This is a genomic window from uncultured Methylibium sp. (genome assembly GCF_902826655.1).
GTDB lineage: Bacteria > Pseudomonadota > Gammaproteobacteria > Burkholderiales > Burkholderiaceae_C > Methylibium.
In genome coordinates this window covers 1-26,618 of the sequence record NZ_CADEFR010000002.1, presented here as the reverse complement: position 1 = coordinate 26,618, position 26,618 = coordinate 1, and the positions used below count along the sequence as shown (strand labels likewise).

General features: G+C 67.2%; 25 protein-coding genes. 16 read left to right on the top strand and 9 right to left on the bottom strand.

Annotated features, from left to right (window positions below):
- Window positions 1-86 precede the first annotated feature (86 nt).
- Window positions 87-1,112, top strand: coding sequence for a hypothetical protein (locus QZV97_RS01160; RefSeq protein WP_295637015.1), 1,026 nt, complete (start codon window positions 87-89; stop codon window positions 1,110-1,112).
- Complete coding sequence (locus tag QZV97_RS01155; protein ID WP_366558876.1) at window positions 1,103-1,435, top strand: GGDEF domain-containing protein; 333 nt, start codon at window positions 1,103-1,105, stop codon at window positions 1,433-1,435. The genes QZV97_RS01160 and QZV97_RS01155 overlap by 10 nt, the downstream gene beginning before the upstream one ends.
- A 127-nt stretch (window positions 1,436-1,562) precedes the next feature.
- Here the strand turns inward: QZV97_RS01155 and QZV97_RS01150 are convergent, their stop codons facing one another.
- Together QZV97_RS01150 and QZV97_RS01145 are read right to left on the bottom strand one after the other, a co-directional pair.
- Window positions 1,563-2,525, bottom strand: coding sequence for an HD domain-containing phosphohydrolase (locus tag QZV97_RS01150; protein WP_295637013.1), 963 nt, complete (start codon window positions 2,523-2,525; stop codon window positions 1,563-1,565).
- 64 nt (window positions 2,526-2,589) lie between these two features.
- Window positions 2,590-5,949, bottom strand: a complete 3,360-nt coding sequence (locus tag QZV97_RS01145; protein WP_295637011.1) for a PAS domain-containing protein — start codon at window positions 5,947-5,949, stop codon at window positions 2,590-2,592.
- Between the two features lie 650 nt (window positions 5,950-6,599).
- Between QZV97_RS01145 and QZV97_RS01140 the strand changes: the two genes are divergently transcribed.
- From QZV97_RS01140 to QZV97_RS01105, 8 genes are all read left to right on the top strand, one after another.
- A complete protein-coding gene (locus QZV97_RS01140) occupies window positions 6,600-7,094 on the top strand; it encodes a hypothetical protein (RefSeq protein WP_295637008.1) in 495 nt (164 codons plus the stop codon).
- A 73-nt stretch (window positions 7,095-7,167) separates the two neighbouring features.
- Window positions 7,168-7,680, top strand: a complete 513-nt coding sequence (locus QZV97_RS01135) for a DUF4124 domain-containing protein (protein WP_295637006.1) — start codon at window positions 7,168-7,170, stop codon at window positions 7,678-7,680.
- Between the two features lie 78 nt (window positions 7,681-7,758).
- Window positions 7,759-9,075, top strand: a complete 1,317-nt coding sequence (locus QZV97_RS01130; RefSeq protein ID WP_295637003.1) for a chloride channel protein — start codon at window positions 7,759-7,761, stop codon at window positions 9,073-9,075.
- Window positions 9,076-9,139: 64 nt separating this feature from the next.
- Window positions 9,140-9,748: a ubiquinol-cytochrome c reductase iron-sulfur subunit gene (petA, locus tag QZV97_RS01125; protein WP_295637001.1), complete on the top strand. Its 609-nt coding sequence runs from the start codon at window positions 9,140-9,142 to the stop codon at window positions 9,746-9,748.
- 190 nt (window positions 9,749-9,938) lie between these two features.
- Window positions 9,939-10,460 (top strand): general stress protein, encoded by a 522-nt coding sequence (locus QZV97_RS01120; RefSeq protein ID WP_295636999.1) that lies wholly within the window; start codon window positions 9,939-9,941, stop codon window positions 10,458-10,460.
- A gap of 63 nt (window positions 10,461-10,523) precedes the next feature.
- Window positions 10,524-11,624, top strand: a complete 1,101-nt coding sequence (locus tag QZV97_RS01115) for a hypothetical protein (protein WP_295636996.1) — start codon at window positions 10,524-10,526, stop codon at window positions 11,622-11,624.
- A 100-nt stretch (window positions 11,625-11,724) separates the two neighbouring features.
- A complete protein-coding gene (locus QZV97_RS01110) occupies window positions 11,725-12,528 on the top strand; it encodes a hypothetical protein (RefSeq protein WP_295636993.1) in 804 nt (267 codons plus the stop codon).
- Between the two features lie 49 nt (window positions 12,529-12,577).
- Complete coding sequence (locus tag QZV97_RS01105) at window positions 12,578-13,261, top strand: VIT1/CCC1 transporter family protein (protein WP_295636990.1); 684 nt, start codon at window positions 12,578-12,580, stop codon at window positions 13,259-13,261.
- A 119-nt stretch (window positions 13,262-13,380) separates the two neighbouring features.
- Here the strand turns inward: QZV97_RS01105 and QZV97_RS01100 are convergent, their stop codons facing one another.
- Window positions 13,381-14,856: a hypothetical protein gene (locus QZV97_RS01100; RefSeq protein ID WP_295636985.1), complete on the bottom strand. Its 1,476-nt coding sequence runs from the start codon at window positions 14,854-14,856 to the stop codon at window positions 13,381-13,383.
- Window positions 14,857-15,448: 592 nt separating this feature from the next.
- Between QZV97_RS01100 and QZV97_RS01095 the strand changes: the two genes are divergently transcribed.
- Window positions 15,449-16,576, top strand: coding sequence for a porin (locus QZV97_RS01095; RefSeq protein WP_295636982.1), 1,128 nt, complete (start codon window positions 15,449-15,451; stop codon window positions 16,574-16,576).
- Window positions 16,577-16,943: 367 nt separating this feature from the next.
- Here QZV97_RS01095 and QZV97_RS01090 read toward each other — a convergent pair whose 3' ends face one another.
- From QZV97_RS01090 to QZV97_RS01075, 4 genes are all read right to left on the bottom strand, one after another.
- Entirely contained in the window at window positions 16,944-19,277 is a 2,334-nt protein-coding gene (locus QZV97_RS01090; protein WP_295636978.1) for a copper-translocating P-type ATPase, read from the bottom strand.
- A 95-nt stretch (window positions 19,278-19,372) separates the two neighbouring features.
- Window positions 19,373-19,603, bottom strand: a complete 231-nt coding sequence (locus QZV97_RS01085; protein WP_295636975.1) for a DUF2933 domain-containing protein — start codon at window positions 19,601-19,603, stop codon at window positions 19,373-19,375.
- Between the two features lie 16 nt (window positions 19,604-19,619).
- A complete protein-coding gene (locus QZV97_RS01080) occupies window positions 19,620-20,006 on the bottom strand; it encodes a hypothetical protein (protein ID WP_295636972.1) in 387 nt (128 codons plus the stop codon).
- Between the two features lie 107 nt (window positions 20,007-20,113).
- Window positions 20,114-20,257, bottom strand: coding sequence for a hypothetical protein (locus tag QZV97_RS01075; RefSeq protein ID WP_295636969.1), 144 nt, complete (start codon window positions 20,255-20,257; stop codon window positions 20,114-20,116).
- A 296-nt stretch (window positions 20,258-20,553) separates the two neighbouring features.
- Between QZV97_RS01075 and cueR the strand changes: the two genes are divergently transcribed.
- On the top strand, window positions 20,554-21,000 hold the full coding sequence (gene cueR / locus QZV97_RS01070; RefSeq protein WP_295637608.1) for a Cu(I)-responsive transcriptional regulator: 447 nt from the start codon (window positions 20,554-20,556) through the stop codon (window positions 20,998-21,000).
- Here the strand turns inward: cueR and QZV97_RS01065 are convergent.
- Window positions 20,997-22,349 carry a heavy metal sensor histidine kinase gene (locus tag QZV97_RS01065; protein WP_295636966.1) on the bottom strand — a complete coding sequence of 451 codons (1,353 nt, stop codon included), beginning with the start codon at window positions 22,347-22,349 and terminating at the stop codon, window positions 20,997-20,999. The two genes, cueR and QZV97_RS01065, sit on opposite strands and share 4 nt — an antisense overlap.
- Complete coding sequence (locus QZV97_RS01060) at window positions 22,346-23,047, bottom strand: heavy metal response regulator transcription factor (protein ID WP_295637605.1); 702 nt, start codon at window positions 23,045-23,047, stop codon at window positions 22,346-22,348. The genes QZV97_RS01065 and QZV97_RS01060 overlap by 4 nt, the downstream gene beginning before the upstream one ends.
- Before the next feature lie 231 nt (window positions 23,048-23,278).
- Here QZV97_RS01060 and QZV97_RS01055 point away from each other — a divergent pair, with 231 nt between their 5' ends.
- The 4 genes from QZV97_RS01055 to QZV97_RS01040 all read left to right on the top strand — a co-directional run.
- Window positions 23,279-23,731: a hypothetical protein gene (locus QZV97_RS01055; protein WP_295636963.1), complete on the top strand. Its 453-nt coding sequence runs from the start codon at window positions 23,279-23,281 to the stop codon at window positions 23,729-23,731.
- 104 nt (window positions 23,732-23,835) lie between these two features.
- Window positions 23,836-24,141 (top strand): hypothetical protein, encoded by a 306-nt coding sequence (locus QZV97_RS01050; RefSeq protein WP_295636959.1) that lies wholly within the window; start codon window positions 23,836-23,838, stop codon window positions 24,139-24,141.
- 23 nt (window positions 24,142-24,164) lie between these two features.
- Complete coding sequence (locus QZV97_RS01045; protein WP_295636956.1) at window positions 24,165-25,601, top strand: TolC family protein; 1,437 nt, start codon at window positions 24,165-24,167, stop codon at window positions 25,599-25,601.
- Window positions 25,602-25,621: 20 nt separating this feature from the next.
- On the top strand, window positions 25,622-26,618 hold a 997-nt coding region (locus QZV97_RS01040; protein ID WP_295636952.1), incomplete at its 3' end, for a copper oxidase.

Sequence of the window (26,618 nt, the reverse complement as noted above, 5' to 3'; positions counted from 1 at the left end):
CAGATGACGGCCGGCACTGCCATCGTGACCACCGGTCTCCTAGAGTGCAGAACTTTGAGGAAGAACATGCGGTCGAGGGTGTCGGCATGAGCAGTCAAGAGCGGGTGAGCCTGTCGACAGTTGCCGTGACGCTGGCGGGCGTGGCCCTGTTGTGGGTTCCGGTGCTGTTGCTGCATCTGACACCTGCTCTGTTCGCCGCACTGATCACTTACGGCGGCACGCGTGCGATCACGGCGCTGTTGACGCAGCGGTGGCCGCAACTGCGGCATGCGCAGGCGTGCTCGCTTGGTCTGCTGGTCGGCGGCGTCGCGCTGGTGGGCTCGATTGCGATCGAGCGTGCCGCTGAAGCTGCCGCGGAAGGCGGAGGCTACGCTGGCCTGATGCAGCAGATGGCCGCGGCGCTCGAACAGTTGCGGGCCATGCTGCCGGCCGCGCTGGCACCGCACCTGCCGGTATCGCTCGACGCCTTGCGCGAGGCGGCCGCGAACTGGCTGCGTGGCCACGCAGCCCAGGTTCAGCTCTGGGGCGGACACACCGTGCGCGGTATCGGCTACGCCCTGGCGGGCGTGGTGATCGGCGCGCTGCTGGCGATTCAGCTTCGGCCGCCGGCGGAGACTTCGGGTGGCGCGCCGCCCGTCGCCGGCAGCCTGCGCCGTGGCTTCGACAGCCTGGTGGCCGGGTTCACCGCAGTCGTGTTCGCGCAGTTGCGCATCGCGGCGCTGAACACCGCCCTTACCGCGTTGTATCTGCTGGTGGTGCTGCCACTGCTCGGCTCGCCGCTGCCGCTGGCCGGGACGCTGGTGGCCGCGACCTTCGTCGCCAGCCTCGTCCCCGTGCTCGGCAACCTGGTGTCCAACACGATGATCGTCGTGGTGAGCCTGACGCAGTCGGTCGCGATCGCCGGACTGTCGCTGGTCTGGCTCGTTGTCATTCACAAGCTCGAGTACTTCCTCAACGCCCACATCGTCGGCACCCGCATCCGCGCGCGGGCCTGGGAACTGTTGGTTGCGATGCTGGTGCTGGAGGCGCTCTTCGGGCTGGCGGGGCTCGTGAGCGCACCGGTGATCTATGCCCAGGCCAAGGCGGTGTTGATCGAGCATGGCTGGCTGTAGCGCGCTCGCTGTGCATCCCATACCAGGCGCAGGTCGAGCACGCGGCTTTCCACGACGGCAGGACCGATATGCCGAACCAGCTGCTGCTTTCGGACCGGCTTGCGTCAGGACCTGGGGGCGCCGAGCGGCAGCAGCACGAAGTCGCCGTGTGCTACCTCGATCTCGATGGGCTCAAGACGGTCAATGACACGCATGGTCATGAGGCCGGCGATTCGGTTCTCCAGGCAGGGGCGGCTCGGCTGCTGCACGGTGTGCGGGTCGGCGACACTGTGACGTACCTGGGCGGTGATGAGTGTGTCGTCGTACTGACGCCTGTCTTGTGAGAGCCGACCAGGCCATGTTCGAAGCCAAGAACGCCGGTCGTTGTGGCATCCGTCTCTGGGCGAACGCTGCGTCTGCGGAGAGTTTGTACCCACCGCTATCGTCCATGCTGTTTGAGGACTCGCAGCTTCAGACTGCTGTGGCAGCGAGCGCGAGGAGCCGGACATGGTCGATCGGCAGGCGAGCATCCTCGATGCGGGCTGGACCTTTCACCTGCAGCAGACTGTCGGTGGAGTCACGCAGCGCGGGTGGGACGAGCACCGCCTTGTCTGGGCCAAGCAGGCTGGCGACAACTGGTCCATTGGCCCGCTCGCCTCGACGCAACACGATGGCGATTTCGCCGTTCGTCAGAGTGACGAGGCTGCCTGGCGGGTAGGCACCGAGGGCTCGAATGATGGCGAGCCCAATGGCGTCTGCCGTACCACGGCCGCCGAGATAGGCATCGCGAAGCGCCAGCGTAGGCGCCATGCCTTTGCGTGCGTTGCGAGGGCTCAGTTTGGCGGTCAACACATCGACGCGTCGCAACAACGCGCCCAGGCGTTGGCCGGGGGCCATGTCCTCGAGCTTGGACTCGACCGGCGGATCGACGTGATGGAGCTCCACCGCCTGCAGCCATAGCGAATCGGTGACTCCAAGGGTGGTCAGCAACTCCACGCTCTGCGCAGGGTGCCGCTCGATGGCCAGTCGCTGATCCAGCGTCAGCGTGCGCTCGCGATAGACCAGCTCATCCTGCAAAGCAGTGATGCTCACGTTCATCGTGAGAGCGGCGCAAGCCAGGCTGCGGATGTCGGCTTCATCCCATCCGAGCTGCTGGGCGCACGCCGCAGCGGTGGCCGCGCAGACGAGCGCATGGTGGCTGCTGTAACGCTCCACTTTGCGTACTGCGGCGTAGTACAGCAGGTACAGGACAGCGTCAGGCTCTCCAAGCTGAAGCTCACCGAGCTTTTGCGCGAGGGCACGGACGCGCTCAGACCACAGCGCATCGTCGGCCGGGGCGGTCAACAACAGGGTGGCGATGCCATGAAGCCGGGACAGCGCGCCGATCAGTTCGGCAGCGCGCTGCTTGCTACCAAGTTCGGCTTCACTGTCCATCGCGTGATCAGTTGGTCGGTTCATTGCGCAATCTGCATGGCTCGTGCAGCCTCACGTTCCATCGTCAACACGCGAGCCACTCTCGGAGGCGATCGCGGAGCAGCTGGAAGTCGACCGGCTTGGTCAGGTAGTCGTCGACGCCCCGCGACAACGCCTTGCGGACTTGCTCGGGTTGGGCGTCTGCGCTCAAAGCAACGATCGTCATGCGGGCCGTCCGGCCTGACGCCGTCAGGCGATCCAGAACCTCGAGACCGTCCATGTCGGGCAGGTTCATGTCCAGCAGCACCAGGGCGGGGTCGAGCTCTCGCGCCATTCGCAGGCCGTCGGCGCCGTTGCTGGCCACCCGCAGACGAACCTCGGGCAGCTCCGCAAAGAACTGCTCCATGATCAAGGCGTTCACCGGCTCGTCCTCGATGTACAGCACCGTGCCCGCGAGGTGGTGCAGCCTCGTCGACATAGCCTGCCCTTGTCCTGAATCGAACAGCAGGTCGAAGCCGGTGTCCCCCGTTGTCTCCGGGCGTCGTGTGTCGCGCTTCAGGTGGACGGTGAATGTCGCTCCGGCGCCTTCTGTCGAGGCCGCAGTGATCCGTCCGCCCATGGCGTGGCAGAGCTGCTGGCTGATCGCAAGACCCAGACCCGTCCCCGCGCGTTGACGCGCCTCGTCGCCAATGCGCGTGAAGGGCTGGAACAGCACGCCAAGCTTGTTGGCAGGGATGCCAGCCCCGTCGTCTCGAACCTCGAGGTGGACATGGTCGGCGTCGGCGCTGGCCCGCACGACGATCGAGCAACCGTTGCCGGCGTACTTGATGGCGTTGCCGATCAGATTGAACAGCACCTGCTTGACGGCCCGTGCGTCCGCCTGGGCGGCCGGCAGATCCTCGGAAGCATCGGCGCTCAGGCGCAGGCCATGACCCACGGCATGCGGTTGCAGCATCTGGATGCAACGTTCGAGCAGTGTGCCCACGTTCACCGGGCGAAGCTTCAAGGATCCATGCCCGGCCTCCAGGCTCGACAGGTCAAGGATGTCATTGATGAGGGACAGCAGGTGCTCGCCGGCGCGCTGGATCTGCTCGATCCCCGACAAGGCGTGGGATCCTCGCAGGGCGGGGTCCCGTGCGATGAGCTGCGCAAATCCCAGGATCGCGTTCAGCGGCGTCCGCAGCTCATGGCTGACTCGCGACATCAGGTCGGCCCGCAGCTGCGTGGCGCGCTCGGCGGCGTCTCGCTCTTCCCGCAGCGCGCTGACACGCCGCGCTGCGGCGGTCTGCTCCGTGACGTCGGTGATGAGGCCGTGCCAGAGAATGCTGCCGTCCTTCAGGCGCTCGGGGCTCGACTGGCCGGACAGGATGCGCTCGCCACGGTGGGGCAGGATCACGCGATAGGTCTCGCGCCAGAGACTGAGATCGGTGGCCGATCGCTCGATGGACTGCATGACCCGCGCGGCATCGTCGGGGTGCAGGCGCGACACCACGCTGGCGGCGTCGGTCGCCGCTGTGGCGGGCGTGACCTCGTAGATCTCACGGATGCCGTCGCTCGCGTACGGAAAGCTGAACCGCCCGTCCGGATGTCGCTGGAACTGATAGATCATGCCCGGGACCTGGAGCGCCAGCTTGCGCAGCGCCGCGTCGGCCTCTTCTCGGGCGAGCTCGGCAGTCTTGCGGGCCGTCACGTCCTCCTCGATGCCACAGACGCGCACCGCCCGACCGGCGGTGTCACGCGTTGTGACCCGTCCCTGACTGCGTATCCAGATCCAGTGCCCGCCCCGGTCGTGGATCCGATACTCGCAATCCAGGATATCCAGTTCACCCTTCAGCACGGCAACGAATCTTGATCGAGCGGCGGCCCGATCATCGGGATGCACCAGCGAGCGGGCTTCCTCGATCGTGGCCGTGCTGTCCATCGCCGGCCCGCCGCGCAGCAGGCTCATGTTGGCACTCCGGTACACCTGGTTGGCGGGGATGTCCCAGTCGAAGACCACCTGATGGGAGCTGACCAAGGCGCGAGACAGCCGCTCCTCGCTCATCCGCAGGGCCTCCTCTTTCAGAACGCTCTCCGTGATGTCGCTCAGCGTGCCGGCATAGCCCTTGACCTCTCCGTCGATGACGACCGGTGCGGCGCGCGACGAGCACCACTTGCGGCTCCCGTCGGCCATTCGCAGGCGGATGCGCATGGCGAACTGGCCTTCCCCTTTCAGCAGCTTGCGCCACTGCTCGCGCATCGTTTCCATGTCGGCGATGTCGACGGCCTGAATCCAATTGAGTCCGAGGGCCTGTTCGCCGACGAGGCCGGTGATCTGCTCGTAGGTTCGGTTCACGTAGAGCTGGTTGCCTTGGCGGTCCGAACGAAACACACCCAGCGGCGAAGCATCTGTCAGGGCTTTCAGTTCAGCCTGTTGCAGCGACAGCTGCTGCGCTTTGGCATCGGCATCCGCCCGTGCGGATCGAGCTTGGGCATTGCTGCGCCGCAACTGTTGCAGAAGCACATGCAGGCCGCCGAATGCCCCGACGAGGAAGACCGTCGCCAGGCTCGCCGTGAGCAGGTGTGCGCGGCGGCGCTCGGTGTGCGCAACAAGCACCTCGTCCTCCGCCAGCCCGGCCAGTGCGACGAACGGGTAGCCTGTCAGCACCTTGTACGCCAGGACCCGCTGGACGTCGTCAAGCTTGCTACCGGCCCGATAGATTCCTTCGGTCGACTTGGCGACCTGCGGGGCCAGGAAGTTCTGACCCGCCCGGTCGCCGAACCAGACTTGGTCGCCGGAGCGGCGGCCGCGCACGATCCAGTCGAGGCCCACGAAGCTGACCAGGCCGCGTCGGCCGAACTGGGCCTCGGTGTAGAAGTCGGTGAAGTAGGCGGGGTCGACGCCAACCACCACCACGCCGAAGAACTCCCCGCCGGGGGCCACGAGCCGGCGCGTCATCTGGACAACCCACTTCTTGCTCAGCCGACCCAGGACCGGCTGGCTGATGAAGAGGTTCGCCGAGGCCGCGTCGAGGTGGACTCTGAAGTGTCCCCGGTCGGCGATGTTGATCTTGGGGCCTTCGATCGACGAGGCCACCACGTCGCCGGTCGCATTCGCGATGGAGACCGCCACCACCCCGGGCTGATCGATCAGCGACCGGCGTACCAGCGCCGGCAGATCGGCAGCCGCCGAGCCATAGCGTGCGATGTCGTAGGCGACGAAACGGGTGACTTGGTCGATCTGCTGGAGCGCTCTGGCGGAGTGAGCCTCGAAGGCACGGGCGAGGCCCTGCGCGCGTCGCTCGGCATCCATCAGGGTACGGTCGCGCTCGGCGCTCAGGTTGGTCAATACCGCAGACCACATCCCCGCAGTGATCAACAGGCACAGCGCCGGCAGGGCGAGACTTGCCCAGCCGATCCTCCAGACGGCCGAGCCCCTCGATTGATCGTTCGCGCCCACCGACATCTGCTCTTCTTCTTAACGACCACCACCGCGGCAGGCGAAGGGGCCACTCCTGCCAGCTCGGGCAGGTCGCCGGGCGGGGCGACTGCAGCGCCCTGACTCGTATGACCTAGCGTGCTACTTCCATCGCCAACGGTCCATTAGGGTTTTGTTCGAGTCTTGCTCAAGCGAATCGCTGTCTCTCTCGACACGCAAGACTCTGTGCCTGCCGTTCCGCGGTGAGCGCATCGTTCGGAGGCCGAATCGTTCGCGGGGGAGCGGCTTGGTGCAGCGCATTGTCACCTGCCGTGCGAGACCCTCGCTGACCCGGCAAGTCGGACCGACCCCTACCGGATGCCGACAACGAGTCTTCGCGTACCTAGCCCGTAGCCGTCCGCGAAAGCGGGTCAACTCCGGCATGTGTCCTGTGAGGCCAGTTGCTAAAGCGCCACGAGAAGCATGCGGACAGTATCCCAGTCGAACCTCGATACCGGCCTCGAGCGAGCGCGGCCAGGTGGGCGCTCCCGGTCAAGAGTTGCCCCGAGGTCGTGACCTGCCGATGACGGCTGGCACTGCCATCGTGACTTCTGACTTCCTAGAGTGCATGGCATGGGCAGCGTGCCGCGATGGTCGCGGCAGGCCCGCCCACACAGCCGAATGCAAAGGAGCTTTCGATGACCCGCAACCTCAACCCTCGGCGCGCGACCCTGGGTGCACTCGCCGCCGTCCTGCTGCTCGGCGCGGCCACGCTGCCGGCCCGCGCGCAAGACGAACTGATCCTGCTCGAAACCGCGCGCGCCACCACCTACGTCAATGGCGGCGTGAGCAAGGAAGAAGAAGCCCACATGCGCAAGATCGCCAAGGACTGGCCGCTGCGCATGATCTTCTCGGAGCGCAAGGACAACGAGTTCGTGGCCGACGTGAACCTCTTCGTCACGGACCACCGCGGCGCCCCGGTGCTGACCTTGAACAACACCGGTCCGATGACCTACGCGATGCTGCCCGCCGGCAAGTACCGCATCACCGCGACCTTCCACGGCATCACCGAGTCGCGCGAGGTCACGCTCGACGGCAAGCAGGGCAAGGACGTGTACTTCCACTGGAAGGGCAAGCCGAAGCTCGATCCGTGGGATGGCAAGCCGGTCGGCGGCAAGCAGGTTCCAGGTTGAAGCAGGCTGAGCGTCGATCATGAACCGATCCCGGCACCCTTCGCAGGCGAAGCCATCGGCGAGCCGCCCGCGCGTGCCCGCTCATGTTGGGCGCCTGGGTCACGGGCTGCTGCTCGTGGCCTTGGGCGTGCTCGTCTGGCTTGCCACCGCCCCAGCGGCGCATGCCCAGGTGCTGTACGAGTGGCGTGAACCCGGCGGCACCACCGTGTACTCGCAGATGCCACCGCGGCCTTCCGATGGTGTGCTGCTGCGCAGCCTGAAGCTGGCCGAACTGCCTCCCGCGGAGCAGGCCCCGGCGGCGCGTGTCGCCACCGCCAGCGGACCGCCCGGCGACAGCCGCGCGGCCTGGCAACGGGCCGATGCTCGTGTGGCCACCGCGCTGGCTCGTGTGCAGGCCGCCGAGCGCGCTGCACGCGAGGGGCAGTCGCCGCGCCCGGGGGAACGTCGTCACCTGGTCAACGGCCACAGCCGTCTCAGCCGTGCGTACTTCGACCGTGTCTCGGCACTGGACGCTCGGGCCGCGCAGGCGCGCGTCGCCTTGCAGTCAGCCTATGCGGAACGAGATGCGCTGACGGGTTCACGCTGAAGCGCGGCCGCTCGGCAGATTCTTCGCATGGGAGGCTCAACCTGGCGAGCAGCGCTGCGGCCGATGCGCCGAGCGCTGATGCGGCTCGACACGCCGTGGCGGCATCTCGTCGTCGCCACAGCGGTTGGAGCGCTGGGTGCGCTGGCGGTGGCGGCGTTCAGACAGGCCCTGTTTACGCTGGAGACGCTGCTTGTCGGCGCCAGCGGCGGCCACCTCGTGTCCGCCGCGCAGAAGCTGCCGGCCGACATGCGCATGCTCGCACCGGCGCTGGGGGGACTGGCGGCGGGCCTGCTGCTCTGGTTCGCCGAGCGCGGTCGCACGGCGCCTGCAGCCGGTGCGCCTTTGCGCCATGGCGGCGACTACATCGAGGCCGTGGCCATCGGCAACGGAAGGCTGGACATCCGCGGTGGCCTCCTCAAGGTGGCGGCGTCGATGCTGGTCGTGAGCACAGGAGGCGCGGTCGGCCGCGAAGGCGCGATGGTGCTGCTGGCGGCCATGCTGGCTTCGCTGCTCGGTCGCATCATCGGTCGCGGCGCGGATCTGCGGCTGGTGGTGAGCTGCGGTGCGGCGGCCGGGCTTGCGGCGGCCTATCACGCGCCGCTCGCCGGCGCACTGTTCGTGGCCGAAATCCTGCTCGGCTCGCTGGCGCTGGCCCAACTCGGCCCGGTGGTGGTGGCCGCAGTGATGGCGTTCGGCGTCTCGGTGACGCTGGGCGAGCGCTCGGTGCTGTTCCCGTTGGCCACCGTGGCACTGCCCGGCCTCGGGCAGGTTGGACTGATGTTGATGTTCAGCATCCTCGGCGGCGTACTCGGCGCATGTCTGTTGCGCTGGCTGCGAGCCGCTCGAACACTGTTCGTCCGGTCGCGGCTTCCGCTGCCTGCTGCCTTCGCGTTGGGCGGGCTGGCGGTTGGCGTGCTGTCGTTGTGGCGGCCTGAGGTCTGGGGCAACGGCTACAGCAGCATCCATCAGCAGCTCACGACCCCGGCGGCCTGGTCAGTGGTGGCGCTCGTGCTGGCGCTGAAGCTGCTTGCGATCGGTGCCACCACTGGATCGGGAGCGCCCGGAGGGGTGTTCACGCCGACGCTGTTCGCCGGCGCCGCGGTAGGAGCGTTGGCTGCTTCGGCCCTGGCTGCCGCGGGCGTGACCGCGGCTTCCGGGCCGCTGTATGCGGTGGTCGGGATGGCCGCGCTGCTGGCCGCGACCACCCACGCGCCCGTGATGTCGGCATTGATGGTGTTCGAGATGACCGGTCAGTACGCCTTGCTGCCTCTGTTGCTGCCGGCGTGCGTCATTGCCGCGCTGGTGTCGCGACGGTTCGCGGCGATGTCGGTGTATGGCCTGGGCGGGCCCGCCGACAAGGCGCATGACCAACGAGTGACGACCCGCACTGCCTGAACGGCTGCGCGCTGTCTAGAGTCGATCAAACCGAGGATCGGTGCAACGCGCGAAGGACCATGCCATGAACAGGATTGCCGAGTTCATCCACGAGGTGGACGAGCACAGGGTTCCAGACGAAAAGCGCCGCGAGCTCCTGCTGGCCGCCACTGGCGTGATGGGCGCTGCCGGTCTGATCGCTGCGGGCGTGCCTTTCGTTGCCAGCATGGCACCGTCGGACGCGGTGCGCGCGGCGGGCGGTCCAGTGGACGTGGATGTCGGCGCGCTCGCCCCGGGAGAACTGCGCACGGTCGAGTGGCGCGGCAAGCCGGTGTGGCTGATGCGGCGCACCGACGCGATGGTGCGCGCGCTGCAGGCCGCCGACAGCCAGCTGGCAGACCCGCTGTCCAAGCGCTCGATCCAGCCTGCCTCGTGCGTCAACGCCACGCGTTCAGAACGTCCGGATCTATTCGTCGCGGTCGGCGTATGCACCCACCTGGGCTGCTCGCCGCGCCTCGCGCTCGACGACCCGGCCCTGAACGCAGAGCTGCATGCTCCCGGCGGCTTCTTCTGTCCCTGCCACGGATCGCGTTTCGACCTGGCCGGGCGCGTGGTGAAGAACGTGCCGGCACCCACCAACCTCGACATTCCCGATTACCGGTTCACGTCGGCAACGGCATTGCGCATCGGTTGATAGGCCGCACCTCGGCGGCGCGGCAACGGCCCCTTGCGGGCCGCTTCTGTTTGTGGCCCGTGACGATCGGCATGGGCAAGCGATGACCGGGTGATGACGACGAGCACGGTCGCTGTGGCGGGCCGATTCCTACAGTGATTCCATCGACAGCGGGTGCTGCCGAACCCATCAACCGACAGCGGAGCGACACATGAGCAAGACCGACATCGCGGTCGCGATCTACGATTCTCACACTCAGGCCGAAGACGCCATCCACGCGCTCGCGCGCGCCGGCTTCGACGTGAAGACCATCTCGATTCTCGGCAAGGACTATCACACCGAGGAGCATGTGGTCGGCTACTTCAACGCCGGCGACCGAGCACGGTTCTTGGGCAAGCTGGGTGCCTTCTGGGGCGGCATGGCAGGCATTCTGTTCGGCTCGGCACTGATGTTCGTGCCGGTGGTCGGGCACATCGTCGTGCTCGGCCCGATCGCCGCGACGATCGCTGCCGGCCTGCAAGCTGCCGTGCTCGGCGGCGGCTTCAGCGCCCTGGTCGGTGCGCTGACCGCGATCGGCGTGCCGAAGGACTCGGTGCTGCGTTACGAGACGGCGCTGAAGGCCAGCAAGTTCCTCGTCTTCGTGCACGGCGGCGGGGACGCCATTCGCCGCGCGCACGACCTGCTCGGCGCCGCCGGCAGTATCGACGTGCAGACCCACGCCGGTCAGGGGTGATCGCGTCGACGCCGAGCCGGCCCTGAAACCTCGAACCTCAACCCCGAACGAAAGACTCGCACCATGAACACCCGTCACTCTCTCCTTGCAGCGGCCGCGTTGGCCCTGCTGACACCCGTGCCGTTCGCGGCGATGGCACAAGCCACGAAACCGGCGGCAGTTCCCGCGGCAGCAGCAGCCCCGGCCAAGGCACCGATCGTGGCCGGGGCGCCGGCCGAGTGGATCCAGTTCGATGACCTCAGCGTCACGCCGGTGATCGACGACGTGAGCCGCCATCTGGCGGCGGCCCGGGCGGCGCTGGCCAAGAAGGACACCGCCAAGGCTGCCGACGCGATGCATGCCGCGGCACGCGCGCTCGAGGCGCAGGGCGACCGGGCCGCCAAGCTCGACCGTCAGCGCGCCGCGGCGGACCTCAAGTCCGCCAAGGAGGTGCACGGCAAGATGACCGCATTGACCAAGCAGCTCGATGCGACGGCGGCCCAGATCCAGGCCGGCAAGGTCAGCAGCACCTCTGCGCTCGACAAGACCTTCGGCAGGGCGCAACGTGCCGACCTCGAGCGGCGCTGGCTGGTTACCGACGTGACGACCTGGTACCCGGTGGCCGAGGAGCCGCAACGGCACTTCGGCGCCGCCATCGAAGCCTATGCGAAGAAGGACTACAAGGCCGCCGCGACGGAAGTGCGCAAAGCGGCATCCTACGTGCGGCTGGAGGCCGCCCGCGCGGCCGGCGACGTGAAGCAGGGTCTCGACACCGCCAATGCCGACCTGGAGAAGACCGCGGCCGCGCTCGACAAGGGCGCCGTCAGGGTTCAGAGGGACATGGAGAAGACCTTCGCCGGCGCCAACCATGCGCTCGCCCTGGCCCACCGCGCACGGGCTGCCGAGTCGTGGGCACGCAAGAGCTACGACCAGGTGGGCTACGAGCTGAAGGCCGCCGCGCACGGGCTCGAGAGCGGAGCGGGCTGGGTGAGCAACGAGGCCAAGGCCGCGACCTCCGCGGCGACGGCGGACGCCCGCGCCATCGGCGACAAGCTCGCCAGCGGCGGCGTCTGGGCCAAGGAAGAGATCGCGAAGGGGTTCGAGTCGCTGGGCAGCGGCCTGAACAAGCTCGGCCAGTCCATCGGCTCCAGGAACAAGGCCTCGCCGTTCGACGTCGGCGCCTGAGCGCCTATCCGATGCGGCGGGTTCGCCCGCCGCGTAAGTCCTCCTTAAGCCGCCCACGCTTACGGTCGCCGGCCGCAAACATGCATCGAGGGAATCGAAGATGGAAAACACGCTCAGTGCGCCGATGACGCGCACGATGCTGAACAAGGTACCGCTGGTGACCTTGTACTTCTGGGTCATCAAGATCATGGCCACCACGGTCGGCGAGACCGCCGCCGACTTCCTGAACACCAACCTCAATCTCGGGTTGACCAACACGTCGTTGGTGATGGGTGCGCTGCTGATTGCCGCGCTCGTGGTGCAGTTCCGCAAGGACCGCTACGTGCCGTGGATCTACTGGGTCGCCGTGGTCCTCATCAGCGTGGTCGGCACCTTGATCACGGACAACCTGACCGATCACTTCGGGATCCCCCTGCAGACCACGACGACGATCTTCGCGAGCATGCTCGCGGCGACCTTCGCGGTCTGGTATGCGGTGGAGAGGACGCTGTCCATCCACACCATCTTCACCACCCGGCGCGAGTGGTTCTACTGGGCGGCGATCCTGTTCACCTTCGCGCTCGGCACGGCTGCCGGCGACCTGCTGGCCGAACAGCTCCAACTCGGCTACCTGCATTCTGCGATGGTGTTCGGTGCCGGCATCGCGATCACCTTCGCCGCCTACCGGCTGCTGAACCTGAATGCGGTGGCCGCTTTCTGGATCGCCTACATCTTGACCCGGCCCTTCGGCGCTTCATTCGGCGATCTGCTGTCGCAGCCGCATGCGAATGGCGGTCTGGGGCTCGGCACCGTTGGCACGAGTGCCATCTTTCTCGGTGTCATCCTGCTGCTGATCATGGTGATGACAAAGGCACAGCGACCTGTGATGGCCGAAGCGACGAACGACACGAGCAAACCGCAATGATCGGTGAGCCAGCAGCTTGCAGCGCCATCAGTCCGAACGGAGCACTCTGATGAGGCATGCCGAGCGCCATCGAAGCGGTGTGGTCGGCTGGCTGCGCGCCGCCGTGCTGGGCGCCAACGACGGCATCGTGTCGACGGCCAGCCTGCTGGTCGGCATCGCGGCCTCCGGGGCCGATCGCCAGGGCCTGGTGGTGGCGGGTGTCGCTGCATTGGTGGCCGGCGCCGCAGCGATGGCAGCGGGCGAGTACGTCTCCGTGGCCTCGCAGGCCGACACGGAGCGGGCCGATCTCGAACGTGAGCGTGGGGAACTGGCTGCAGACCCCGCGGCCGAGCAGGGGGAACTGGCGGCCATCTACGTTGGGCGAGGCTTGGCTCCCGACCTGGCCGTGCAAGTCGCGCGTCAGCTGATGGCGCACGACGGGCTGGCCGCCCATGCCCGCGATGAACTGGGGCTCTCCGACCAGCTGGCCGCACGGCCGATGCAGGCTGCACTGGCCTCGGCAGCAAGCTTTGCCGCAGGTGCGGGTTGGCCCTTGCTGGTGCTGGTGCTGGCCCCGCGCGCGAGCCCGACGGCTTGGCTGATTGGCGGGAGCCTAGTGGGACTGGCGGTTCTTGGCGTGCTGGCCGCCCACATCGGCCGAGCGGCACGTGTCCGATCCGCCATGCGGATCCTGGGATGGGGCGCTGCGGCCATGGCGCTGACCGCCGCTGCGGGCGCGCTCTTCCCGGCGTAGTTGGCGCGGCTGGCGCATGACGAAGCCGTCACGTCCTCGTAGTCCGCGCGCGCAGTCCGGCGGAGAGACCGCTGCGACGCAGTGGAACTCCGGGCCGCAGCTGCTGATCTGAGGCCGCGTCAATCTGAGGAGGATCGAACTCGGCGTCGATGGCTGATTTCGAGCTTGATCGGCCCGGACTCCGCCGCCTCTTTGCCCGCAAGTTCATGATCGTTGAACGATAGCGCCGACTTGAGCCTCGCCCGCTGGGAAGTGGCCCATCGCGGGCCACCGCGCATGATCTCGAGTGCATCTGAGGTGATGTTCGCAAAAAACAGAGACGGTTCGACGTGATGCTTCTTGATCACACGATTCATGCGCTTGATCCTCTTTTCCCACACATCCGAGTCCGCAGCGTCAGCAGGCGGCCCTGCATCCTGGTAGATCGATGCAGCCCAATGCAAACTTCTCCGGGCTGCGGCCGAAAGAATAGGCACGGCCCGTGCAGCGCGCAGACCAGGCTTGACGAAGTACGGGTTCCGCTCGACGACAAGTCCCCACGATCTCTGTCCCATGGCCGGATCGACCAATGTCGCCTCACGCTTGGTCAAGCCGAAGTGGCGGGCCAGCAGAAGCCTCGAAGCGATCAGCGGGTCTCGGCTGCGGATCTCACTGAGAACTTCGCATGCCTCGGCATCCCGCCCGTCCGGGCGAACGACGAGCGTTTCCAGCAGTCCAGTTGCTTCCGAATCACCGGACTCTGCCGCTAGATGTAGCCAGCTCACGGCTTTCTCAGTCCGGACCATATCCACGGCTTCGCCCAGCAGCAGCGCTCCTAGGATGCGTTGTGCCGATCGGTGTCCGCGGCGCGCGGCCTTCTCAAGAAACACGCGGGCCAGAGGAGGATTGGCGACCGACGATTTGGACGCTGCATGGAGGCAGTACAAGTGCAGCCAAGCCTCATCGAGGCCACCGTCGGCAGAACGCAGCAGCAGTGCGCTGCCCCAACGGAGGTTGGGCTGAAGCGTCAGCTGCCTGGGTGCGAGGCGACCCGAAGGAATGCTGCACATCGCGCGCCCGAGATAGTAGTGCGCCCTTGGGTCGCCGCGATCGCTGGCGCACCGCAGACAAGTCTCGATCCATGATGTCGGGATAGACCCTAGCGATAGCTGCCCTGCGCTGGCCAGGTCCAGGATCGATAGCGTGATCTCCGCGAGATCGTGCGTGGGTAGTGGTGCGAGGGCAGCAATGCTGCCCACGCATCTGACCGCATCGCTCGGCTCGCCCGAGTCCAGCGCCTTCCTCGCCGCGATGGCGTTCAACCGAGCGATGTCCGAGCCGTTTGCGCCGCAGTGCAGGGCCAGAAGACTGGAGGCAATCGTCACGCTTGCTTCGCTCTGCAGAGCGGAAAGCGACTCACGCGCTACGACGTTGCCGCTGTCGGCGCATACGCTCAGCCATGCGCGTGCGTCTTCACTATCGCCATGGCGCACCAGCAACCAGGCAGCCACCCTGATCTGGGCTTGGTGGTTGCCAGACACCGCGACTTGACGCAGTGTCGCCTCGTGACCCGTGAGCAAGAGTTCCTCCAGAGTCAGGCCCTCGACCAGGATCAAGGCAGCTTCAGGCGAACTGCGAGTTGCCGGACTGGTGAGATAGGAAAGCGCAGTACGTTGATGGCGAGGGAATCCGTCGGTCCCGTGCAGGTATCGACGCCCTAGCTCACGACAAGCGACTGGGTCACCTTGGCGAGCCGCCGCGATCATTTGAACGTACTGTCTCTTCACGGCTTTAGACGTCTCGTCGCGATCAGCGGCAAACCGGCCCGCGTAAGCTGCGTCACGCGATGCCTTCAATGCAGACCCCCGCCAGGACAGTAGCTACAGCCGTTCAACCGAAAGATTGCGGTTTGATGACGGTTCAGCAATGTTCGCCTCGGCCATGTCGCTGTAGGGAGACGCTGCCGATCCGAAAGGTCGCACCTCGCGCCGAGATAAACCTCATCGATACGAGGTCTGCGTCTCGTTGTGTGGATGAAGCAACGAAATCGACGTGATCTCCTTTGTCGCAGCTTGTGGAGTTCGTCGTTTCTGATCGGCAAGCAACGTTGCTCGTCTTCGGTCTCTAGGCTGCCGAGCTGGTGGCTGAAGGATCGACGTGCAGCGCGCATCTGCGCGACCGCTGGTTGATCAATCCCATGGCCGTCGCATGTCAACATTCTTTGCGGAGCATTCAATGAAGAAACCGGTACTCGCTTATGTCGTCCTGGGCGTCGCCGCCAGCTCGGCCAATGCCCAGTCGGTGACGCTGTACGGCGTTGTAGACGGCAGCATCAACTACCAAACCCCAGGTGACAGGGTCAACGGTGGCGAGTCGTCTTGGCGACTCGCAGGTGACGGCTCGCATCAGACGGCGGCAGGTAGTCGCTGGGGCTTTCGCGTTGCGGAGGATCTGGGCGGAGGACTGACCGCGACCGCTGTTCTGGAGAGCGGATTCAACTCGGACACCGGGACGTCGGGCCAAGGTGGTCGCCTGTTCGGCCGCCAGTCGTACGTTGGCATCCGGTCGACGTCTCTCGGCGAGGTTCGGCTCGGTCGCCAGCAAACGATGAGCTACGAGATGATGTCCATCATCGATCCAGGCAGCAATGCTTCAGCCACTACGATCAGGGAATCGGTCGTGATCCAGCGTGCCGGATTCGGTGTTGCCGGCGCGCCGGGCGCAGCGTTGGACTCGTACCAGATGTTCGGCACATATGGTGATCGACGCGACAACGCGCTTCACTATTACACCCCAAACGTCGGCGGCTTCGAGGCGGCCCTGTATGCAGCTGCAGGCGAAGGCGTGATTCCTCGGACGAACGGCGGGAAGCTGACGTTTGCGAACAAGCAGTTGCAGGCAGGCGTGTCGTACGAGCAAGCCGAGAAAGTGAACGGCATTGGCGCGGCGGGAAAAAGCTTGACCGTCGGGGCGAGCTATGACTTCGGCGTCATCAAGCTGCACGCCGGATACAACCAAGTGAAGGACTTTGGCTTCGTCAACGCTGGCAACAATGGCTTCTCGCTCAGCGCGCTGATTCGGGACAGCGAGGCCTACACGATCGGTACAACGATCCCGCTCGGTATGATGAAGTTCATGATCAACTACACGGCCGGTACGTTCGCCCTGACCAGCGGCGGCGACCGTGATCTGAACAAGGTGGCTGCCGTAGCGCAGTATCAACTCTCGAAGCGCACCCTGACCTACGCCAGCTACGAACGCAAGGGCGGAGACTTGGCGAACTTTGCGACTGATAAAAGCAATCTCACTGTCTTCGGGGTACGTCACGCCTTCTGAGCGGTTGGGTTCGCGCTGAGTGCGAGCAGTCGTTTCGCTATCGGTCCTGCCAGCAACAGCCGATTGGTCGAGACGGCTGCTCTTGGCGGTGCGAGCTCGAGCGTCACCGTTCGGCGCAGTCGATGCCGGCGTCGAGGGTCTGGGTGGCATTCGGCTGGCCCTCGATTCCAGGATAGCCGTACCGAGGCGACCCGATGCGACGCACTGATGCCGAATGTTCTCGCACCTGCGGATCATCGGCGCAACTCTGAGTCCACGACCGGAGGGCTGAGCCAGTGCGGCGCCTGCACGGTCCCCCGGCCCACCGTCGGGCCGTACCCCCGGGCCGGGGCCCCAAGGCAGCGGGGTGTCGGCGATGGGTACGTGGTCAGTCGATTTCGACAGCACGTAGCCGCAGCGCGTTGGCGATGACGCTGACCGAGGACAGCGCCATCGCCGCGGCCGCCACGATGGGCGAGAGCAGCAGGCCGAAGAAGGGGTAGAGCACGCCCGCGGCCAGCGGGATGCCGGCGACGTTGTAGGCGAAGGAGAGGAAGAGGTTCTGGCGGATGTTGCGCATCGTCGCCTGCGACAGCCTGCGCGCGCGGACGATGCCCATCAGGTCGCCCTTCAGCAGCGTGATCCCAGCACTCTCCATCGCCACGTCGGTGCCGGTGCCCATCGCAATGCCCACGTCGGCGGCGGCGAGTGCGGGCGCGTCGTTGACGCCGTCACCGGCCATGGCCGGCACCCGGCCTTCGCGCTTGAGCTGCTGCACCACGCGGGCCTTGTCTTCCGGGAACACCTCGGCTACGACCTCGTCGATGCCCAGCTCGCGGCCCACCGCCTCGGCGGTGGTCCGGCCGTCGCCGGTCAGCATCACGATGCGGATACCGGCCGCCTTCAGGGCCTGCAGGGCCTGCGGCGTGGTCGGCTTGATCGGATCGGCGATCACGACGAAGCCGGCGAGGCGGCTATCCACCCCGACGAAGATGACCGTGGCAGCCTTCAGTCGCTGGCGCTCGGCCGCGTCGGCCAGCGGACCGACCTCGATGCCCTGCTCGGTGAGGAAGCGAGCGCTCCCGGAGACGATCCGGGCGCCGTCGACCGTGCCGACCACGCCCTTGCCGACCGGCGAATCAAAGTCGCTGACCGGCGACAGCGGCAGCTTGCGCGCCAGCGCGTCGTTCACGACCGCCATCGCGAGCGGATGCTCGCTGGCGCGTTCCACGCTGGCGAGTTGCTGCAGCACCTCGTCGGCCGTGTGGCCCGGGGCCGGCTCGACGTGCACGACCTTCGGGCGGCCTTCGGTCAGCGTGCCGGTCTTGTCGACCACCAGCGTGTTGACCTTCTCCATGCGTTCCAGCGCCTCGGCATCGCGGATCAGCACGCCATGCTGGGCGCCGCGGCCGACTCCGACCATGATCGACATCGGCGTGGCCAGGCCCAGCGCACAGGGGCAGGCGATGATCAGCACGGCCACCGCCGTGATCAGCGCGTAGCTGAAGGCGGGCGACGGTCCCCAGACGAGCCAGGCCGCGAAGGTGAGCAGCGCCACGAGGATCACAACCGGCACGAACCAGCCGGCCACCTGGTCGGCCATCCGCTGGATCGGTGCCCGGCTGCGCTGCGCCGCGGCGACCATGTGAACGATCTGCGACAGCAGCGTGTCGGCGCCGACCTTCTCGGCGCGCATCACAAAGCCGCCGGTCTGGTTCAGCGTGCCTGCCGTGACCTTGGCGCCGGGCGCCTTGGCCACGGGCATGGGTTCGCCGGTGACCATCGATTCGTCGACCGTGCCCTTGCCTTCGGTGATTTCGCCGTCCACCGGCACCTTCTCTCCGGGGCGCACGCGCAGCCGATCACCCACCACGATGGTGTCGATCGCCACGCTGTCGTCCTTCCCGTCCGTGCTGACCCGGATCGCCGTCTTGGGCGCGAGGTCGAGGAGTGCCTTGATGGCGCCCGAGGTCTTCTCTCGCGCGCGCAGCTCCAGCACCTGCCCGAGCAGCACCAGCACCGTGATCACGGCGGCGGCCTCGAAGTAGATCGGCACCGCGCCATCGGCCAGCCGCAGGTCGGCCGGAAAGAGCTGAGGAGCGACTGTCCCGACGATGCTATAGAGCCAGGCCGCACCGGTGCCGAGCGCGATCAGCGAGAACATGTTCAGGCTGCGGTGCTTGACCGACGCCGCGGCCCGCACGAAGAAAGGCCAGCCGGCCCACAGAACCACCGGCGTGCCGAGCAGCAACTGGATCCAGTTCGACAGCTGCTGTCCGAGCACGTGGTTCAGGTTGGTGAGGTGGCCGCCCATCTCGAGCGCGAAGACCGGCAGCGTGAGAACGGTGCCGATCCAGAAGCGCTTCGTCATGTCGCGCAGTTCGGCGCTGTCGCCGGCGACGGCGGTGACCAGCACCGGTTCGAGCGCCATGCCGCAGATGGGGCAGTGACCCGGGCCCATCTGGCGCACCTGCGGGTGCATCGGGCAGGTGTACTCGACCTCGTCGGGGTTGCTCGGGAGCGCCGTTGGGGTTGCGTTGGTGCGCGCGTGACCGTGCTGGTGGTGCTGGTGATCAGAGTGCTGCTGACCGCCATCGGTCCGTGTCGGATTCAGCGGCGCGTGTTCATGGTGCGCACTGTCTCCAAGTGGGCGATCGGTCTTCGCCTCGGCCGCAGCCTGGTGGTGGTTGTGATCGTTGGGAGTTTCCGGGCTGCCTTGCATCGCGTGCTCCTTGTGAGGGAAGACAGTCTGGACCATCCCACCGTTGGAAAGTCAAGCGGCGCGTCGACGCCGCGCCGGGTCGCGGCGCAGCGAGGTCAACGGGATGGTCGTTCCTCGGTTGGCGCGCCGCCGTGGCGGCCATGATGGCCGCGGTGGGACAAGTGCATCAAGGGACAGGCCAGCAGCATCAGGAAGGGCATGGCCTGGAGCAGGTGATCAAAGTGCCAGGTCAGCAGCACGTAGGCGCCGGACACGGGGGCTGCCAGCAGGATCAGGCCGAAGGGGTTGCGCCAGATCGGCGGCTGGCGTGGCGCGGGATGTTCCATGACGAGGGCTCCCGGTCTAGCGCGCGGTGGGCGACTTCATGGCCTCGCGGGCAATCATCATTTCCATCATGTCGATGCGGCGCTTCATGGTCTCGCGGTCTATCGCCATCGGTCGCTTGCCGCTCATGCCCTCGCGCATCCGACCCATCATCGCCATGCCGTCCTGCATGGACTTGCTGTGATCCTTCATCAGCGCTGCGCGCTCGTCCGATGTCTTCGCGGCGGCCATCTTCTGGTGCATCTCGTGCATCGCCACCATCTGCTGCTCGTAGGCGGTGGGTGCCGCCGCTGCGGGCGACGCCGGCGGATGGTGACCCTGGTGCTCGTCCTTCGCGTCGCTGCCGACGACCGCCGCGCAGCCCGTCAGTGCCAGCAGCGCGATCGATCCGACGATGAGCTTCATGATTTTTCCCCGAAGGTGACGAAGCCTTCGTGGCGTCCATGCGGCCAGCTTGCGCTTGTGCGGCGGCGCCGGGCTGACGGAGGTCAATCCCGGCGCGCCGTGGTGCTTCAGCAGCAGCCGCAGGCGCCGCGCCGTGCAGCCTTGACGTCGGGCGCTTGCGGCGTCGGTGCGTCGGATACCGCCACGGGCGTGTAGCCCGCCGCGGCGATGGACTGCCTCAGCTGGTCGGCGGTGGCGGTGGCCGCGTCCACCCGCACCTGGCGGGTCGTCAGGTCGACTGCGACCTCGGCACGGGGGTCGCTCGCCTGGATCGCCTAGGTGATGGTGCGGGCACAGTGGCCGCAGGTCATGTCGTCGACTCGGAACCGGATCGTGTTGCTCAGGGTGCTCTCCTGCACGTTGATAACCCGGTTACTTTCGTGCTTGTCACCGTGGGAGGGTCAAGCCGCTTGGGGGCCTCGTCCAATTCGCTGCGCAGTCCTTGACCGTGCCACGATAGGAAGGTCTGAACTGACTAATCGTTCGAGAGATCGAGGTGCGCGTCATGATGAACATCGGCGAGGCGGCGGAGGCCTCCGGGGTCTCCGCAAAGATGATCCGGCACTACGAAGGTCGTGGCCTTCTGCCGGCCGCGCGGCGCACCGAGTCGGGCTACCGCCAGTACGAGCCCGGCGAGGTGCACACGCTTCGTTTCATCCGGCACGCGCGCGACCTGGGTTTTTCGCTGACCGAGATCGCCGAACTGGTCGGTCTTTGGCAGGACCGGCGGCGGCCGAGCCAGCAGGTCAAGGCCCTGGCCGAGGCGCATGTCCGTCAACTGGAGCAGAAGGCCTCGGAGTTGCTGGCGATGAAGGCCGCCCTCGAACACCTGGTTCATGACTGCCACGGCGACGACCGTCCGGACTGCCCGATCCTCGTGGGCCTGGCCGACCCAGGTGTCGCGCGGCCTGTGGCGGGTCGTGCCGCGTCGCGGCCCGCGGTACGGTGGGGCTAGACCGGCAGCCGAAGGCCGACAGCGTTGCCGTTGGCCTCGGACCGGACGAAGACGCTGCCCCGGTGCATGACGGCGATGGCCCGGACGATGGCCAGGCCGAGCCCGACGCTCTCGCCGCTGTGCTGGCGCGATCCGTCGGCGCGGAAGAAGCGGTCGAACATGCGTGTCCTGACGGCCTCGGGGATGGGCTCGCCGGGGTTGTAGACCTCGACGATGGCCTGACCGTCCTCCTGGCCCAGGCGCAACTCGATCGTGCCGCCGCGGGACGTGTGCTTGATGGCGTTGGACAGCAGGTTCGACAGTGCGCGCCGCACCAGGCCGGCGTCACCGCGCGAGCGCGCGTCGCCGACCAGCTCGGCGGTGATCGACGCGTCGGCGAGGGCCGCCTCGAAATAGTCCAGGGCCTTGCGGGCCTCGGTGCGCAGGTCGAGGTCGTGCCACACGGCCGCGGACTCACCGCGGTCGGCGCGGGCCAGGAACAGCATGTCGTTGACCATGCCCTTCATCTCTTCGAGCTGGTCGAGCTGCTGGGCCAGCGTCTGTTCGAGCTCTTCGGGGGGGCGGGCACTGGACAGCGTGACCTGCGCGGCATTGATCAGGCTCGCGAGCGGCGTGCGCAGTTCGTGGGCCACGTCGGCGTTGAAGGCCTCCATGCGGCGGTAGGCCTGCTCGACGCGGTCCAGCGCCGCGTTGAACGCCCGCACCAGTCCATGCACTTCTGGATCGACGGCGTCGTCGCGCAGCCGCACCGAAAGGGACGCCGGGGCGATGGCGGTGGCTTCCGCCGAGAGCCGGACCAGCGGCTGCAGGCCTCGCCGGGTCGTCCAGGCCGCGAGACCGATGCTCGCCAGCACGCCGATGGTGCAGGCAGCCACCAGCACGACGAGGTAAGCGGCCAGCAGGCGCAGGCGCGGACGGATGTCGATGGCGACAAGCATCGACGCGACGGGCAGGGCCCCGGCGTTGTCGACGGCAACCTCTAGGCCCTCCATCGGCGGGCCATCCGCATGCGCCAGGCGCAGCACGCCTTCCATACGCTGTGCGACCGTCGGCAGGGCCGGGTCGCCGACCGTCACGCGGCGCTGCGCGTCCAGCAGCCAGACGCGGAGTTCGCCGTGGCCGATCAGCACGTCGTCGATGTGATGGCGCAGGTCGTTCACGCTGCCGTCACGCGTTTCATCGATGAAGTGGCGGACGATCCGGACCTTGCCGGCCAGGCCGTCGCGGTCGGCCTGTTCGAGCTGGTGGGCCAGGGCCCAGTAGAGGATCCCGCCGACCACGGCGAAGACCGCCACGGCGCTCAGCCCAAGCGTCAGCACGAGCCGCTGGCGGATCGACAGAACCGTCATGGCGGTGGCGCTTCGCCGGGATCGCGCCATTCCATCACATAGCCCATGCCGCGCACGGTGTGGATCAGCTTGGTGCCATAGGGTTCGTCGACCTTCGCCCGCAAGCGACGGATCGCGACATCGACGACGTTGGTGTTGCTGTCGAAGTTCATGTCCCAGACCTGCTCGGCCAGCGTCGTGCGCGACATCGCTTCGCCTCGCCGGCGCATCAGCAGCGTCAGCAGGGTGAACTCCTGCGCAGTCAGCTCGATGCGTTCGCCGGCGCGGTGGACGCGTCGGGCCGACAGGTCGACCTCCAGATCAGCCAGGCGCAGCAGCAGCTGGTCCTCGATCGGCTGGGGCGTGCCGCGCCGCATCACCGCGTCGATGCGCGCCAGCAGCTCGGAGAAGGCAAAGGGCTTGGCCAGGTAATCGTCGGCGCCGGCGCGTAGCCCGCGCACGCGGTCCTCGACCTGATCACGGGCGGTCAGCATCAGCACCGGCGTGTTCTTGCGGGCCCGCAGGTCCTTGAGGACGGCGAAACCGTCCACGCCGGGCAGCATCACGTCGAGCAGCACCAGGTCGTAGTCGCCCTCCAGGGCGAGGTGGCGCCCGTCGATGCCGTCGCGGGCGACGTCGACGACATGGCCGTGCTCTCTCAGGCCCTTGTGCAGGTAGGCGGCGAGCCGCGGCTCGTCCTCGATGATCAGCAGTCGCATGGCGGGGAGGGGCATTTGTCGATAGATGGAGTGTCCGTCAGTGGACGCGCGACCTGCCTCGACGCCATGCGCCCATGACGAAGCTGTAATGATTCGGACCAGTTCCCGACCGAGGTGTCAACGCAACCATTGTTTCGTTCCCGGAACTCCGGCACAGCGTCGAGGGTCCGCAGCGCACTGGCTCGGCCCCTGGGCTCTCCGGTGCTCTCGACTTGAGCTAAGCTCTCGGCCATGTGGTTTTCAGTCCGCGCTGTGTTTATCTGGCTGGTGATGCTGGCGATCCCTCTGCAAGGGGTCGCCGCCTCGGCGATGCTGCATTGCGGCCCGGGACATGAACGCCAGATGCTGCAGGTGAGCGCGACCGATCACCACGACGGTCACTACGGTGCGGACTCTGAGTCCCATCGCCCGGGTGGTATTCACCAGCCCGACAGCACATCCGCGGCTCCGGATGCTGGTCCGGCTGACGATGGGCAGCTGTCGGTGCAGGCCGACCGGGCTCAGCTCGGCAAGTTCAAGTGCAGCGCCTGTGCGCAGTGTTGCGCTTCGGTCGCGCTACTCGACCGGATGGCCGACCCGATTCGGCTGGAGCCGATGTCGATGGCCCCGGTGATGATGGCGGGCGATTACCCCAAGGTTGCCCAGACCGGCCCCGAGCGGCCACCCCGACCCTTCCTCGCCTAGCGACGCGGCTTGCGCGCGCAACCTTGCGCGCCCCGTCCCGTCGCGATGAACCGTTCCCGGCTGCCCTGGCAGCCGGACCGATCACGAGTTCCTGCGAGGCCACCATGCTCCCTGATCCCATCCGCCGGATGCTGCCGGCGCTGTCGCTGACCGTCGCGGCGGCAGCGCAAGCCGGTCACGAGGCTCCCGCGGCGGGCCGCGCCAGCCCACTCGACGCGACTGCCGACGTGCCTGCCGTCACCTACGACTCGGCGTTCGCGCGCTACCGCCCGCACGCCGACCAGGCGCTGCGTCCGTGGAAGGACGCCAACGACAACGTCGGCCGCATCGGCGGCTGGCGCTCGTATGCGCGTGAAGCCGCCCAGGAGGAGCCCGCGCCAAAGGCTCCTGATGGCCACCACAAGCACTGAGGACGACCATGCACACAGATCTCATGGCAGACACCCGGCACCCGGGTCTCGGTCGCCTTCGACTGCCCGCCGCCGCCGCGATGTCGGTGCTGGTGCTGGCCGGCTGCGCCAGCTTCAGCCCCGACGGCGGCTTCGGTCCGGTGCAGCAGACCGCCAGCGAGCGGCTCGGCAAGGAGGTCCGCTGGGCCCGAAGCGCCGATGACCAGGACCGCATCGATGCCCGCGTGGGCGAGCTGCTGGCCAAGCCGCTGACGGTCGACGACGCGGTGCAGGTCGCGCTGCTCAACAACAAGGGGCTGCAGGCCCGGTTCTTCGAGCTGGGCATCGGCGAGGCCGAGCTGGTGCAGGCCAGCCGCCTACCGAACCCGGGCTTCAGCTTCGGGCGCCTGAAGCGCGGCGACGAGGTCGAGCTCGAGCGCGGCTACCACCTCAATCTCGCGCGCCTGCTGGCGATGCCGCTGATCCGCCAGGTTGAGGAGCGGCGCTACGCGCAGACCCGCGGCGCGGTCTCGGTGCAGCTGCTGTCGCTCGCCGCCGAAGCCCGCAAGGCCTACTTCACTGCGGTCGCGGCCGAGGAGACGGTGCGCTACATGCGCCAGGTGCAGCAGGCCGCCGAGGCCAGTGCCGAGCTGGCGCGTCGCATGGCAGAGGTCGGCAACTTCAACAAGCTGCAGCGCATGCGCGAGCAGGGCTTCTACGCCGACGCGACGCAGAACCTGGCGCGTGCCGAACGCGCCGCGCTGGCGTCGCGGGAGAAGCTCACGCGACTGATGGGACTGTGGGGCGCGCAGACACGCTTCCAGCTGCCTGAACGGCTCCCCGATCTGCCCGAGGCACCGAAGGACCAGCCCGACATCGAGCGCGTGGCCCTGGCCCAGCGGCTGGACGTACAGGGGGCGAAGCTCGCAGCCGAGCAAACGGCCAGGAATCTCGGCCTGACGAAGACGACGCGCTTCGTCAACGTGCTGGAGCTGGGCTGGGTCCGCAACAGCTCCAACGAGGTCCCAACGCAAACGGGTTGGGACTTGTCGCTCGAACTGCCGCTGTTCGACTGGGGTGGCGCGCGCGTCGCGCGCGCCGAGGCGGTCTATATGCAGGCGCTGAACCGCGCCGCAGAGACCGCGGTCAATGCCCGCTCGGAAGTGCGCGAGGCCTACGGCGCCTACCGCAGCAGCTGGGACATCGCGCGCCACAACCGCGACGAGATCGTCCCGCTGCGCCAGCGCATCGCCGAGGAGAACGTGCTGCGCTACAACGGCATGCTGATCGGTGTGTTCGAGCTGCTCGCGGATGCGCGCTCGCAGATCGCCAGCGTCAACGCCTACATCGAGTCGCTGCGCGACTTCTGGCTGGCCCAGGCCGACCTCGAGATGGCCCTGATCGGCCAACCCCAGCTGTCGGGCGCGGCCATGGCAGCCGGCGCGGGTATGTCAGCCGGCGATGCCGGCGGCGGCCACTGAACATCAAAAAGGACACACCCATGGTTTCCCGACGCAATTTCCTCGGCGGTGCCGGCGCGGTCACCGCGGCGGTCAGCGCCGCTGCGGTCAGCAAGGTCGCGATGGCCGCGCTGCCCGAGCCGGTGATGCAGACCAAGCCCGACACGATGCCGCCGCTGGTGCCAAACACCGGCCGCCCCTACAACCCGGTCGTCACGCTCAACGGCTGGACGCTGCCCTGGCGCATGAACAACGGCGTCAAGGAATTCCACCTCGTCGCCGAGCCCGTGGTGCGCGAGATGACGGCCGGCTTCAAGGCCCACCTGTGGGGCTACAACGGCCAGAGCCCGGGGCCGACGATCGAGGTGGTGGAAGGCGACCGCGTGCGCATCTTCGTCACCAACAAGCTGGGCGAACTGACCAGCATCCACTGGCACGGCCAGCGCCTGCCCAATGGCATGGACGGCGTGACCGGGCTGAACCAGCCCGGCATCCCGCCCGGCAAGACCTACGTCTACGAGTTCGTCGCGCGCCGGCCCGGCACCTTCATGTACCACCCGCACGCCGACGAGATGGTGCAGATGGCGATGGGGATGATGGGCTTCTGGATCACGCACCCGAAACAGAAGCACCCGCTGATCGACGAGGTGGACCGCGACTTCTGCTTCCTTCTCAACGCCTACGACATCGATCCCGGCAGCTACACGCCCAAGATCATGACGATGCTGGACTTCAACCTGTGGACCTTCAACAGCCGCATCTTTCCTGGTATCGACCCGCTGGTGGTGCGGCACATGGACAAGGTGCGCATCCGCGTGGGCAACCTGACGATGACCAACCACCCGATCCACCTGCACGGGCACGAGTTCCTCATCACCGGCACCGATGGCGGGCCGACACCGAAGAGCACGCGCCAGTACGAAGTGACGGCCGACATCGCGGTGGGGCAGATGCGGCAATTCGACTTCCTGGCCGACGAAGAAGGCGACTGGGCCTTCCATTGCCACAAGAGCCACCACACGATGAACGCGATGGGCC

Coding starts and splice junctions, on each gene's coding strand:
- QZV97_RS01160 (WP_295637015.1), top strand. CDS start 87: ATGAGCAGTCAAGAGCGGGTGAGCCTGTCGACAGTTGCCGTGACGCTG.
- QZV97_RS01150 (WP_295637013.1), bottom strand. CDS start 2,525: ATGGACAGTGAAGCCGAACTTGGTAGCAAGCAGCGCGCTGCCGAACTG.
- QZV97_RS01145 (WP_295637011.1), bottom strand. CDS start 5,949: ATGTCGGTGGGCGCGAACGATCAATCGAGGGGCTCGGCCGTCTGGAGG.
- QZV97_RS01140 (WP_295637008.1), top strand. CDS start 6,600: ATGACCCGCAACCTCAACCCTCGGCGCGCGACCCTGGGTGCACTCGCC.
- QZV97_RS01130 (WP_295637003.1), top strand. CDS start 7,759: ATGCGGCTCGACACGCCGTGGCGGCATCTCGTCGTCGCCACAGCGGTT.
- petA (WP_295637001.1), top strand. CDS start 9,140: ATGAACAGGATTGCCGAGTTCATCCACGAGGTGGACGAGCACAGGGTT.
- QZV97_RS01120 (WP_295636999.1), top strand. CDS start 9,939: ATGAGCAAGACCGACATCGCGGTCGCGATCTACGATTCTCACACTCAG.
- QZV97_RS01115 (WP_295636996.1), top strand. CDS start 10,524: ATGAACACCCGTCACTCTCTCCTTGCAGCGGCCGCGTTGGCCCTGCTG.
- QZV97_RS01110 (WP_295636993.1), top strand. CDS start 11,725: ATGGAAAACACGCTCAGTGCGCCGATGACGCGCACGATGCTGAACAAG.
- QZV97_RS01105 (WP_295636990.1), top strand. CDS start 12,578: ATGAGGCATGCCGAGCGCCATCGAAGCGGTGTGGTCGGCTGGCTGCGC.
- QZV97_RS01095 (WP_295636982.1), top strand. CDS start 15,449: ATGTCAACATTCTTTGCGGAGCATTCAATGAAGAAACCGGTACTCGCT.
- QZV97_RS01090 (WP_295636978.1), bottom strand. CDS start 19,277: ATGCAAGGCAGCCCGGAAACTCCCAACGATCACAACCACCACCAGGCT.
- QZV97_RS01085 (WP_295636975.1), bottom strand. CDS start 19,603: ATGGAACATCCCGCGCCACGCCAGCCGCCGATCTGGCGCAACCCCTTC.
- QZV97_RS01080 (WP_295636972.1), bottom strand. CDS start 20,006: ATGAAGCTCATCGTCGGATCGATCGCGCTGCTGGCACTGACGGGCTGC.
- cueR (WP_295637608.1), top strand. CDS start 20,554: ATGAACATCGGCGAGGCGGCGGAGGCCTCCGGGGTCTCCGCAAAGATG.
- QZV97_RS01065 (WP_295636966.1), bottom strand. CDS start 22,349: ATGACGGTTCTGTCGATCCGCCAGCGGCTCGTGCTGACGCTTGGGCTG.
- QZV97_RS01060 (WP_295637605.1), bottom strand. CDS start 23,047: ATGCGACTGCTGATCATCGAGGACGAGCCGCGGCTCGCCGCCTACCTG.
- QZV97_RS01055 (WP_295636963.1), top strand. CDS start 23,279: ATGTGGTTTTCAGTCCGCGCTGTGTTTATCTGGCTGGTGATGCTGGCG.
- QZV97_RS01050 (WP_295636959.1), top strand. CDS start 23,836: ATGCTCCCTGATCCCATCCGCCGGATGCTGCCGGCGCTGTCGCTGACC.
- QZV97_RS01045 (WP_295636956.1), top strand. CDS start 24,165: ATGGCAGACACCCGGCACCCGGGTCTCGGTCGCCTTCGACTGCCCGCC.